Here is an 11,552-nt window from a genome sequence, read left to right as displayed (position 1 = left end):
CCGCCACCCGGGCCGGCCCCTCCGCCGCGTCCGCGCGCCCTCACCGGGCGCCGGGCCGCACCAGACCGCTCTCGTAGGCGTAGACCGCCGCCTGCACCCGGTCCCGCAGACCGAGCTTGGTCAGCACATGTCCCACATGCGTCTTGACCGTGGTCTCGCTGACGAACAGATCGGCCGCGATCTCCGCGTTGGACAGGCCCTTCGCGACCAGCTTCAGCACCTCGACCTCGCGGTCGGTCAGGGTGTGCAGCGTGTCCGGCACCGGCTCCTCGCCCGAGGGCAGCTTCGACGCGTACTTGTCGAGCAGCCGGCGGGTGATGCTCGGCGCGAGCATGGCCTCGCCCGAGGCGACCACCCGGATCGCCTGCACCAGCTCCTGCGCGGGGGCGTCCTTGAGAAGAAAGCCGCTCGCCCCCGCGCGGAGCGCCTCCACCACGTACTCGTCGAGGTCGAACGTGGTCAGGACCAGGACCTTCGCCGGCCCGTCCCGTCCCGGCCCGGTGATCTGCCGGGTGGCCTCGACCCCGTCCATCCGGGGCATCCGGATGTCCATCAGCACCACGTCGGGCTGCAGCGCGCGGACCTGGTCCAGCGCCTGCAGCCCGTCACCGGCCTCGCCGACCACGGCGATGTCCTGTTCGGCCTCCAGGATCATCCGGAAACCGGTGCGCAACAACGGCTGGTCGTCGACCAGGAGGACACGGATGGCCACAGCAGGACTCCTTCGCTAGACGCCGCCCATTCTGCCCTGGACGGACCCCGCGGAGTCAGCCGGTCCGGCGGGCGACGGCACCACGGGCAGCAGCGGATACGGCGGGGGAGTACCGCCGAACTCCGGGCACACCGCCCGGTGGTCGCACCAGTCGCAGAGCCGGTTCCGCCGGGGCCGCCAGTCCCCGGAGTCCGTGGCCCGGCGGATCGCGTCCCACAGGGCCAGCAGCTTCCGCTCGGTGGCCCGCAGGTCCTCCTCGGCCGGGTCGTACGTCAGGATGTCGCCGCTGCCGAGATAGACGAGCTGCAGCCGGCGCGGGACCGTGCCCCGAAGCCGCCAGAGGACCAGGGCGTAGAACTTCATCTGGAACAGCGGGCCTTCCGCGTACTCCGGGCGCGGGGCCTTCCCCGTCTTGTAGTCGACGATCCGCACCTCGCCGCCCGGGGCGACGTCCACCCGGTCGATGATGCCGCGCAGCCGGAGCCCCGAGTCCAGGGTGGTCTGCACGAACAGCTCCCGCTCCGCCGGCTCCAGCCGGGAGGGGTCCTCCAGCGTGAACCACCGCTCCACCAGCCGCTCCGCCTCGGCGAGCCACCCGGCCAGCCGCGCCGGGTCCGGGGAACCGCCGGCCTCGCCGCCGCCCCCGGCCTCCGCTCCCTCCCCGGCCTCCCGGAACAGCCCAGCCAGCTCCGGCCGCGCCGTCAGCAGCCGCTCCCACTCGCCGGGCACCAGCGCACGGGCGCGCGGCGCCGTGCGCTCGGCCGCCGGGGTGTCGAACAGCCGCTCCAGCACCGCGTGGACCAGCGTCCCCCGGACGGCCGCCTCGCTGGGCTTCTCCGGCAGCTTGTCGATCACCCGGAAGCGGTAGAGCAGCGGGCAGGTCATGAAGTCGGCGGCGCGCGACGGCGACAGCGACGCCGGCGGCGCGGCCGCCGTGCCGCGCACGGGGCCGGTCCCGCGGCCGCCGGGTCCGCGGTCCGTGTGCTCTGTGCTGGTTCCCATGGCGTACGACCCTACGGCCCGGGACCGACACCGGTCCGCATACCATCGACGGCAGACCTCCCCGGGCCGTCCGTTCGCGGAACCGGACGACCGCGGCGCGGGGGAACGAGCGACGAAGGGACACCGTGGACGAGAGCGGCGAGAGCGGAAAGCCGCAGTCCGGCGGCGGGGGAGCGGCCGGTGGCGACGGCGAGCCGAAGCGGCCGCGCGGAACGGGAGGCGGCATCCTCATGGGCCGCCCCTTCGGGGTGCCCGTCTACGTCGCCCCCAGCTGGTTCCTGGTGGCCGCCCTGATCACCTGGGTCTTCGGCGGACAGCTCGACCGGGTGCTGCCCGAGCTCGGCGGCCTCCGCTACCTCGTCTCCTTGTTCTTCGCGGTCGCCTTCTACGGGTCCGTGCTCGTCCACGAGCTGGCCCACACCGTCGTCGCGCTCCACTACAAGCTGCCGGTCCGCCGCATCCAACTCCAGTTCTTCGGAGGGGTGTCGGAGATCGAGAAGGAGTCCGAGACCCCGGGCCGGGAGTTCCTGCTCGCCTTCGTCGGCCCGCTGCTGTCCCTCGCCCTGGCCGGGGTCTTCTACCTCGGCATGTACGCCGTCGAGCCCGGCACCGTCCCCGGCGTGCTGCTGGCCGGCCTGATGATCTCCAACCTGATCGTCGCCGTCTTCAACCTGCTGCCCGGACTGCCCCTGGACGGCGGCCGGATGCTCCGCGCCGTCGTCTGGCGGGTCACCGGCAGGCCGATGACCGGCACCGTCGCCGCCGCCTGGACCGGCCGGGCCCTCGCGGTCGGCGTCCTGGTCGGGCTGCCGCTGCTCACCCACTCCGGCAGCCTCGGCAACCCCCCGGAGGACATCGGCGGGGTCGACACCATCACCGACGCCCTGCTCGCAGCCATCCTCGCGGCGATCATCTGGACCGGCGCCGGCAACAGCCTGCGGATGGCGCGGCTCCGCGAACGCCTCCCCGAACTGCGGGCCCGCAACCTCACCCGGCGCGCGGTCCCCGTCACGGCCGACACCCCGCTCTCCGAGGCGCTGCGCCGCGCCAACGAGGCCGGGGCCCGGGCCCTCGTGGTGGTCGACGGCCAGGGCGAGCCCACCGCCCTCGTCCGCGAGGCCGCGATCGCCGGGGTGCCCGAGCACCGCCGCCCCTGGGTCGCCGTCGGCGGCCTGTCCCAGGACCTCAAACCGGGTCTGCGGGTCCCGGCCGACCTCGCCGGCGAGGACCTGCTGGAGACCCTGCGGGCCACCCCCGCCACCGAGTACCTGGTCGTCGAGGAGACCGGCGAGGTCTACGGCGTCCTCTCCACCGCCGACGTCGAACGCGCCTTCGTCTCCGCGATGGCCCGCAACCCCTGAGAGCCCGCCCTCCGCGGAGCGCCCGCCCCTCCGGCCCCCCGGCGACGGCCCCACCACCCGGCGCACCCGCCGTGGCAGGACGGCCCCGCGGCGACCGGTAGGCTGGTCACATGTCCGAACCGACCGGTGCCGCCCGCCGCCGCGGGCCCTTCAAGGTCGGGGACCAGGTCCAGCTCACCGACCCCAAGGGACGCCACTACACGTTCACGCTCGAAGCCGGGAAGAGCTTCCACACCCACAAGGGTGCCTTCCCGCACGACGAGCTGATCGGCGCTCCCGAGGGCAGTGTTGTCCGTACCACCGGGAACGTCGCGTACCTCGCGCTGCGCCCGCTGCTCCCCGACTACGTCCTGTCCATGCCCCGCGGAGCCGCCGTGGTCTACCCCAAGGACGCGGGGCAGATCCTGGCGATGGCCGACATCTTCCCCGGTGCCCGCGTCGTCGAGGCCGGCGTCGGCTCCGGCTCCCTCAGCACCTTCCTGCTGCGCGCCATCGGCGACCAGGGCATGCTGCACTCCTACGAGCGCCGGGCCGACTTCGCGGAGATCGCCGCCGAGAACGTCCGCCGCTACTTCGGCGGCGAGCACCCGGCCTGGCGGCTCACGGTCGGCGACCTGCAGGACAACCTCTCCGACACCGAGGTCGACCGCGTCATCCTCGACATGCTCGCCCCCTGGGAGTGCCTGGACGCCGTCTCCAAGGCGCTGGTCCCCGGCGGCATCCTCTGCGGCTACGTGGCCACCACCACCCAGCTCGCCCGCACCGTCGAGGCGATCCGCGAGCACGGCACCTTCAACGAGCCGACCGCCTGGGAGACCATGGTCCGCACCTGGCACGTGGAGGGCCTCGCGGTCCGCCCCGACCACCGCATGATCGGCCACACCGGCTTCCTGCTCACCGCCCGCCGCCTCGCGGACGGCGTGGAGCCGCCGCTGCGCCGCCGCCGCCCCGCCAAGGGCGCGTACGGCGAGGACTACACCGGCCCGGGATCGGGCAGCGGCGGCAGTACCGCCCGCGACTGACCCGCCCCCGGCCCGCCCACCGAACGACGCCGCCACACCGCTTCCGCCGCCCGCTCCCCCTCTCCACGGGGAACCGGGCGGCGGAGTCGCGTGTAAACCTTTGGCCACGCTTAACGGCGCGTCATGACCCCGCCGTTCCCGCCCGGTGTGAGATATGGCACGATGCAGGCCATCCCCATCCGCTCCGGATTCCAGGAGACACAAGCGCGTGCAGGCCCCGGCATGCCCTCAGCCGTCAGCGCCCCGGACCTCGAAGCCCACCGCGGACCTTCCGCACACCCGTAGCCGGCCGGTGCACTGGCTCACCACCGCGACGGCCCTCGCCGCCGTCCTCGGAGCCGCGGCCCTCGTCCAGCCGCCGGACGCCACCGCCACCCCGCCCGTCGCCGTGGAACAGCGGGCGGAGGCGGGTGAGCCCGCCGGCGCGGAGAAGCCCGAGGCCGCCCCCGACGCCGAGGCCGCCGACTACCCCCTGGAGTGCGGTGGCGGGGAGACCGAAGTGGTCGACCGGGGCTCCGCCGACCTCGACGCGGACGGCCGCCCGGAGACGGCCGCGGTGGTCCGCTGCGCCGCCGGCATGGGCACGCCGCCGCACGGCGTGTACGTCCTCGGGTCCGCCTCCGGCGGCGGCGCGCCCCGGGTGCTGGAGACCCTCGTCGACCCCGCGGAGAAGATGAACGTCACGGACTTCGCCGTGGACGACGGCGGGACCATCTCGGCGACTCTCCTCGGCTACTCCGGCCCGGATGTCCCCCGCTGCTGTCCGGACCTGGAGCGGAAGGTCGAATGGCACTGGCGGGACGGGAAGTTCCGGCTGACCGCCCTGCCCGTCCCCGGAAGTGTGTGACCGGTCACTCCGCGTCAGGACCGTACAGCTCAACCTTGTCCGAAATCCGTCGTACGTGAATACAGTCGCCGGGGCATTCCTTGGCGGAATCGACCACTTCGCGCAGGAGGGGCAGCGGCACGCGCGTGGTCGCGCCGGCCTCCGTGAGCAGCTCGTCGTCGGCGTCCTTCACATAGGCCAGCCCGTCGATGTCGAGTTCGAAGACCTCGGGCGCGTACTGGGCGCAGATGCCGTCCCCGGTGCACAGGTCCTGGTCGATCCAGACCTCCAGCTCCGGCTGAGCCGTGTCCGCCGCGGCCCCGGTGGCCGTCTCTTCCTGCACGCTCATCTCGTCTGCCGTTCCCTGCGTCGGTGAATCATCGGTGAATCAATTGAAGCCAGCTCTGACGGGTGTTGACCGTCCCGACGATACAACCGGCCGCTTCCGGATGGTGTTCGGTGGGTATCCCCTGGCGTGAGGGAGTACGCAAGGGTGAAGATCGGACACACCCCTACCGTCTTTGTGATCTAGGGGTTTCAACCTGCACCGGCCCAGGTAGGGTCAGGAAGCGTCCAGCTCCCCTTGGAGGAGGTGAGGACCGTGGCAGCCCACGACGACGACATCAACCGCGGCTTCCGGCCGGGGCGAGGGTCCGAGGACCCCGCCGGCGAGGTCGCCTATCTCGAGCAGGAGATCGCCGTCCTGCGCCGCAAGCTCGCCGACTCTCCGCGCCACACGAGGATTCTCGAAGAGCGGATCGTCGAGTTGCAGACCAATCTGGCCGGGGTTTCCGCCCAGAACGAGCGGCTGGCCAATACGCTCCGTGAGGCCCGCGACCAGATCGTGGCCCTCAAGGAGGAGGTCGACCGCCTCGCGCAGCCGCCCGCCGGCTTCGGGGTCTTCCTTCAGGCGAACGAGGACGGCACGGCCGACATCTTCACCGGAGGCAGGAAACTCCGGGTCAATGTCAGCCCGGGCATCGAACTCGACGAGCTCCAGCGCGGCCAGGAGGTCATGCTCAACGAGGCGCTCAACGTGGTCGAGGCCATGCAGTTCGAGCGCGCCGGGGACATCGTCACCCTCAAGGAGATCCTCGAGGACGGCGAACGGGCCCTGGTGATCGGCCACACCGACGAGGAGCGGGTGGTGCGGCTCGCCGAACCGCTGATGGGCGTCACCATCCGCGCCGGCGACGCCCTGCTGCTCGAACCCCGCTCCGGCTACGTCTACGAGGTCGTACCGAAGAGCGAGGTCGAGGAGCTCGTCCTCGAAGAGGTCCCGGACATCGACTACGACCGGATCGGCGGCCTGGGCAACCAGATCGAACTGATCCGGGACGCGGTCGAGCTCCCGTACCTCCACCCCGACCTCTTCAAGGAGCACGAGCTGCGGCCGCCCAAGGGCGTCCTGCTCTACGGCCCTCCCGGCTGCGGCAAGACGCTCATCGCCAAGGCCGTGGCCAACTCCCTTGCCAAGAAGGTCGCCGAGGTCACCGGCCGGCCCGCCGGCAAGAGCTACTTCCTGAACATCAAGGGCCCCGAGCTGCTCAACAAGTACGTCGGCGAGACCGAGCGGCACATCCGCCTGGTCTTCCAGCGGGCCCGGGAGAAGGCGAGCGAGGGCACCCCCGTCATCGTCTTCTTCGACGAGATGGAATCCCTCTTCCGCACCCGCGGCTCCGGTGTCAGCTCGGACGTGGAGAACACCATCGTCCCCCAGTTGCTCGCCGAGATCGACGGTGTGGAGGGCCTGGAGAACGTCATCGTCATCGGCGCCTCCAACCGCGAGGACATGATCGACCCCGCGATCCTGCGCCCCGGCCGCCTCGATGTGAAGATCAAGATCGAGCGTCCGGACGCGGAGGCCGCGAAGGACATCTTCCACAAGTACCTCAAGCCGTCGCTGCCGCTCCACGCGGACGATGTCGCCGAGCACGGCGGCTCCCCGGCGGCCACGGTCGACGGCATGATCCAGTCCGTCGTCGAGCAGATGTACGCGGAGTCCGAGGAGAACCGCTTCCTGGAGGTCACCTACGCCAATGGTGACAAGGAAGTCCTGTACTTCAAGGACTTCAACTCCGGCGCCATGATCCAGAACATCGTGGACCGGGCCAAGAAGATGGCGATCAAAGCCTTCCTCGACCACAACCAGAAGGGTCTGCGCGTCTCCCACCTGCTCGCCGCCTGCGTCGACGAGTTCAAGGAGAACGAGGACCTCCCCAACACCACCAACCCCGACGACTGGGCCCGCATCTCCGGAAAGAAGGGCGAGCGGATCGTCTTCATCCGCACCCTGGTCACCGGAAAGCAGGGCGCCGACACCGGCCGTTCCATCGACACCGTCGCGAACACCGGTCAGTACCTGTAAAGCACGCCCCGGCTGCGGATGCCCCCGGCGGGCATCCGCAGCCGAGTGCGTTCCGGCAAAGAATGAAATGATCTCCCCACCACCCTCACGGCGTTCTAGGCTTTCGGTACCGCCGGGCCGCGCGGTGCGGGAAGGGGCACCGCACGCGCATCGGAAAGGCAGCGGTACTTGAGCGCCGACCCCGTCCGGGGGCGGTGCCGGGCAAGGAGGGCCGCATGACCGTACGGCGAGTAATGGGCATCGAGACGGAGTACGGGATCTCCGTTCCGGGGCACCCGAACGCCAATGCCATGCTCACCTCGTCCCAGATCGTCAACGCCTACGCGGCGGCGATGCACCGGGCCCGCCGTGCCCGCTGGGACTTCGAGGAGGAGAACCCGCTGCGGGACGCCCGCGGCTTCGACCTCGCCCGCGAGACGGCGGACTCCAGCCAGCTCACCGACGAGGACATCGGCCTGGCGAACGTCATCCTGACCAACGGCGCCCGGCTCTACGTCGACCACGCGCACCCCGAGTACAGCTCCCCGGAGATCACCAACCCGCGTGACGCCGTGCTCTGGGACAAGGCGGGGGAGCGGATCATGGCGACCGCCGCCGAGCGCGCCGCCCAGCTCCCCGGTGCCCAGCCGATCCACCTCTACAAGAACAACACCGACAACAAGGGCGCCTCCTACGGCACGCACGAGAACTACCTGATGAAGCGGGAGACCCCCTTCTCGGACATCGTGCGCCACCTGACGCCCTTCTTCGTCTCCCGCCAGGTCGTCACCGGCGCCGGCCGGGTCGGCATCGGCCAGGACGGCCACGAGCACGGCTTCCAGCTGAGCCAGCGCGCCGACTACTTCGAGGTCGAGGTCGGGCTGGAGACCACCCTCAAACGGCCCATCATCAACACCCGGGACGAGCCGCACGCGGACGCCGAGAAGTACCGACGGCTCCATGTGATCATCGGTGACGCCAACCTCTCCGAGCTCTCCACCTACCTCAAGCTCGGCACCACCTCCCTGGTGCTGTCCATGATCGAGGACGGCTTCATCGCCGTGGACCTCGCCGTCGACCAGCCCGTCCGCACGCTCCACCAGGTCTCCCACGACACCTCGCTGCGCAAGGCGATCACGCTCCGCAGCGGCCGGACCCTCACCGCCGTCCAGCTCCAGATGGAGTACTACGAGCTGGCGAGCAAGTATGTGGAGGACCGTTACGGCTCGGACGCGGACGAGCAGACCCGGGACGTGCTCACCCGCTGGGAGGACGTCCTGAACCGCCTGGAGCGCGATCCGATGAGCCTGGCCGGAGAGCTGGACTGGGTGGCCAAGCGGGAGCTCCTGGAGGGCTACCGGCGCCGGGACGGCCTCGACTGGGACGCCCCCCGGCTGCACCTCGTCGACCTCCAGTACGCCGACGTACGGCCCGACAAGGGCCTGTACAACCGGCTGGCCGCCCGCGGCAGGATGAAGCGGCTGCTGGACGAGAGCGAGGTCGAGCGGGCCGTCGCACAGCCGCCGGAGGACACCCGCGCCTATTTCCGCGGCCGCTGCCTGGAACAGTACGCGGACGACGTGGCCGCGGCCTCCTGGGATTCGGTGATTTTCGATCTGCCGGGTCGGGACTCGCTTCAGCGGGTACCCACCCTGGAGCCCCTGCGGGGCACCCGGGACCACGTCAAGGAACTCCTGGACCGCTGCCGCTCCGCGGAAGATCTGGTCCGGGTGCTCTCCGGCGGCTGAAACGGCCCGGACGAGGGAATCATGGGGATGACACCCGGCTCTCCGCGAGAAGTGCGAGCAAGCGGAGAGCCGATGTCGGACCCGCCTTGTAGGGTCTGATCTTGACCGTTCCAATCAAGCTGGGTCGAACCGAGCGGGGTGAGGGATATGGCGACGAAGGACACCGGCGGCGGCCAGCAGAAGGCCACGCGTTCCACACAGGAGACCGAGGAGACCACGCAGGACGCGCAGGCTTCGGAGGATCTCAAGGAGCGCCAGGAGAAGCTGTCCGACGACGTGGACTCCGTCCTGGACGAGATCGACGACGTCCTGGAGGAGAACGCCGAGGACTTCGTGCGCAGCTTCGTGCAGAAGGGCGGCGAGTAGGCCGCGCCGGCACCGGAGCGCGTCACCAGCCGTGACGCCTCCGGTGCGCACGGGCACCGCGGCGCACACGACGCGTGCCCCCGCCGGCACCGGAGACCGGAGGGAGCTCCGGGCGGCCGGCGGGCACCTCCGTCCGCCGGGGCGGACGACCGCGGGCGTCGCCGGGGAGCGTGCCGCGCACGAGCGTGGCGCTCCCCGGATCCGCTTCTCCCGCGGAACATGTGGATCACGGCCGGGAGACGGGTAAGGTCCGGGTCGTGCCGGGCTTTTTGACCGAACGACGCCCGGCACAGGGAAGTTCAGGGACCGGCCCGAGGCGATGTGCCGGGCCGCCGCATCTGTGGAAGGAAACGTGTGGAAGCCAACCCTCGCAAGCCCGGGCGTCTGCCGGCTGCCTTCCTGACCCCGGGGTCCTCCTCCTTCATGGACTTTCTCGCCGAGCACGAGCCGGAGCTGCTGCCCGGCCGCCGGCCACTGCCCCCGGTGCAGGGCGCGATCGAGGCCCCGCACGGCACGACGATCGTCGCGGCGACATTCCCCGGCGGCGTCGTGCTGGCCGGTGACCGGCGGGCGACGATGGGCAACATCATCGCCCAGCGCGACATCGAGAAGGTCTTCCCGGCCGACGAGTACAGCGCCGTCGGCATCGCGGGCACGGCCGGTCTCGCGGTCGAGATGGTCAAGCTGTTCCAGCTGGAGCTGGAGCACTTCGAGAAGGTCGAGGGCACCCAGCTCTCCCTGGAGGGCAAGGCCAACCGGCTCTCCACGATGATCCGCGGCAACCTCGGCATGGCCCTGCAGGGCCTGGCCATCATCCCCCTCTTCGCCGGCTGGGACACCGACCGGGAGAAGGGCCGGATCTTCAGCTACGACATCACGGGCGGCCGCTCCGAGGAACGCGGCTACGCGGCCACCGGCTCGGGCTCGGTCTTCGCCCGCGGCGCCCTGAAGAAGCTCTACCGCGAGGACCTGACCGAACGCCAGGCCCTCACCCTGGTCGTACAGGCTCTCTACGACGCCGCGGACGACGACTCGGCGACCGGCGGACCGGACCTGGCCCGCCGCATCTACCCCGTGGTCACGGTCATCACCGACGAGGGCTTCCGGCGGCTCGACGAGGACGAGTCCTCCGAGATCGCGCGCGCGGTCCACGAGCGCCGGCTCGAGGAGCCGGACGGCCCCCGGGCCGCGCTCCTCTGAGGCCGGACGGACCGGAATGCACTTGTCACCGACACGGACAGAAAGGGACGGATAGCCGGTGTCGACACCGTTCTATGTCTCACCCCAGCAGGCCATGGCCGACCGCGCCGAGTACGCCCGCAAGGGCATCGCGCGCGGCCGCAGCCTCGTCGTGCTGCAGTACACCGACGGCATCGTGTTCGTCGGTGAGAATCCGTCCCGCGCGCTGCACAAGTTCAGCGAGATCTACGACCGGATCGCCTTCGCGGCGGCGGGCAAGTACAACGAGTACGAGAACCTCCGCATCGGCGGCGTGCGCTACGCAGACCTGCGCGGATACACCTATGACCGCGCCGATGTGACGGCCCGCGGGCTCGCCAACGTCTACGCGCAGACCCTGGGCACCATCTTCTCCAGCGCCGGCGAGAAGCCGTACGAGGTCGAGCTGGTCGTCGCGGAGGTCGGGGAGACCCCCGAGGGCGACCAGATCTACCGGCTGCCGCACGACGGCTCCATCGTCGACGAGCACGGCTCGGTCGCCGTCGGCGGCAGCGCCGAGCAGATCAGCAGCTTCCTGGACCAGCGGCACCGGGACGGCATGACGCTGCCCGAGGCGCTCAAGCTGGCCGTGCAGGCGCTCTCCCGGGACACCAACGGCGGCGAGCGGGAGATCCCCGCCGAGCGGCTGGAGGTCGCGGTCCTCGACCGCACCCGCCCGCAGAAGCGGAAGTTCCGCCGCGTCGAGGGCCGCCGGCTCGCCCGGCTCCTGGAACCGGGTGGCGGCGCGGCGGCGGACGAGGTGGATGCCACCGACGAACCGGAGTCCGGCGACGCCGGATCGTGACCCCGCGCCGCGAGTCCCGCGACGCGCACCCGTGCCCCGGCGGACCCCTGCGGTCCCGCCGGGGCACGGGTGCGTCCGGAGCGTCCTCGCAGCTCCGACCGGGGACCGATAACCCGCCGATGGTTGAAAGCGATCGCGAAAATGA

General features: G+C 71.1%; 11 protein-coding genes. 8 read left to right on the top strand and 3 right to left on the bottom strand.

Annotation, left to right across the window (positions count from 1 at the left end; translation table 11 throughout):
• Window positions 1–40 precede the first annotated feature (40 nt).
• Window positions 41–712 carry a response regulator gene (locus tag IF83_RS0101475; protein WP_030542144.1) on the bottom strand — a complete coding sequence of 224 codons (672 nt, stop codon included), beginning with the start codon at window positions 710–712 and terminating at the stop codon, window positions 41–43.
• A 15-nt stretch (window positions 713–727) separates the two neighbouring features.
• Window positions 728–1,714, bottom strand: a complete 987-nt coding sequence (locus tag IF83_RS0101470; RefSeq protein WP_030542143.1) for a RecB family exonuclease — start codon at window positions 1,712–1,714, stop codon at window positions 728–730.
• A 125-nt stretch (window positions 1,715–1,839) separates the two neighbouring features.
• On the opposite strand from IF83_RS0101470, the gene IF83_RS0101465 reads away from it, so the two are divergent.
• From IF83_RS0101465 to IF83_RS0101455, 3 genes are all read left to right on the top strand, one after another.
• The gene (locus tag IF83_RS0101465; RefSeq protein ID WP_030542142.1) at window positions 1,840–3,075 is read left to right on the top strand and encodes a site-2 protease family protein; all 1,236 of its coding nucleotides are present in this window, start codon (window positions 1,840–1,842) and stop codon (window positions 3,073–3,075) included.
• Between the two features lie 110 nt (window positions 3,076–3,185).
• Window positions 3,186–4,097, top strand: coding sequence for a tRNA (adenine-N1)-methyltransferase (locus tag IF83_RS0101460; RefSeq protein WP_030542141.1), 912 nt, complete (start codon window positions 3,186–3,188; stop codon window positions 4,095–4,097).
• A 292-nt stretch (window positions 4,098–4,389) separates the two neighbouring features.
• On the top strand, window positions 4,390–4,944 hold the full coding sequence (locus IF83_RS0101455) for a hypothetical protein (protein ID WP_037678144.1): 555 nt from the start codon (window positions 4,390–4,392) through the stop codon (window positions 4,942–4,944).
• Window positions 4,945–4,948: 4 nt separating this feature from the next.
• Here IF83_RS0101455 and IF83_RS0101450 read toward each other — a convergent pair whose 3' ends face one another.
• Entirely contained in the window at window positions 4,949–5,272 is a 324-nt protein-coding gene (locus IF83_RS0101450; RefSeq protein WP_030542139.1) for a ferredoxin, read from the bottom strand.
• A gap of 252 nt (window positions 5,273–5,524) precedes the next feature.
• On the opposite strand from IF83_RS0101450, the gene arc reads away from it, so the two are divergent.
• The 5 genes from arc (at window position 5,525) to prcA (ending at window position 11,407) form a co-directional block, all read left to right on the top strand.
• A complete protein-coding gene (arc, locus tag IF83_RS0101445; RefSeq protein WP_030542138.1) occupies window positions 5,525–7,291 on the top strand; it encodes a proteasome ATPase in 1,767 nt (588 codons plus the stop codon).
• A gap of 215 nt (window positions 7,292–7,506) precedes the next feature.
• Entirely contained in the window at window positions 7,507–9,018 is a 1,512-nt protein-coding gene (gene dop / locus IF83_RS0101440) for a depupylase/deamidase Dop (protein WP_030542137.1), read from the top strand.
• 147 nt (window positions 9,019–9,165) lie between these two features.
• Window positions 9,166–9,384 (top strand): ubiquitin-like protein Pup, encoded by a 219-nt coding sequence (locus IF83_RS0101435; RefSeq protein WP_030542136.1) that lies wholly within the window; start codon window positions 9,166–9,168, stop codon window positions 9,382–9,384.
• Between the two features lie 354 nt (window positions 9,385–9,738).
• Window positions 9,739–10,584 carry a proteasome subunit beta gene (prcB, locus tag IF83_RS0101430; protein WP_030542135.1) on the top strand — a complete coding sequence of 282 codons (846 nt, stop codon included), beginning with the start codon at window positions 9,739–9,741 and terminating at the stop codon, window positions 10,582–10,584.
• Between the two features lie 58 nt (window positions 10,585–10,642).
• The gene (gene prcA, locus IF83_RS0101425) at window positions 10,643–11,407 is read left to right on the top strand and encodes a proteasome subunit alpha (RefSeq protein ID WP_030542134.1); all 765 of its coding nucleotides are present in this window, start codon (window positions 10,643–10,645) and stop codon (window positions 11,405–11,407) included.
• The last annotated feature ends 145 nt before the right edge of the window (window positions 11,408–11,552 follow it).

It is taken from the genome of Streptomyces albus subsp. albus (assembly GCF_000719865.1).
GTDB lineage: Bacteria > Actinomycetota > Actinomycetes > Streptomycetales > Streptomycetaceae > Streptomyces > Streptomyces albus_E.
Note: the sequence above shows the minus strand (reverse complement) of the source record. Positions and strands in the feature narration are given on the sequence as shown.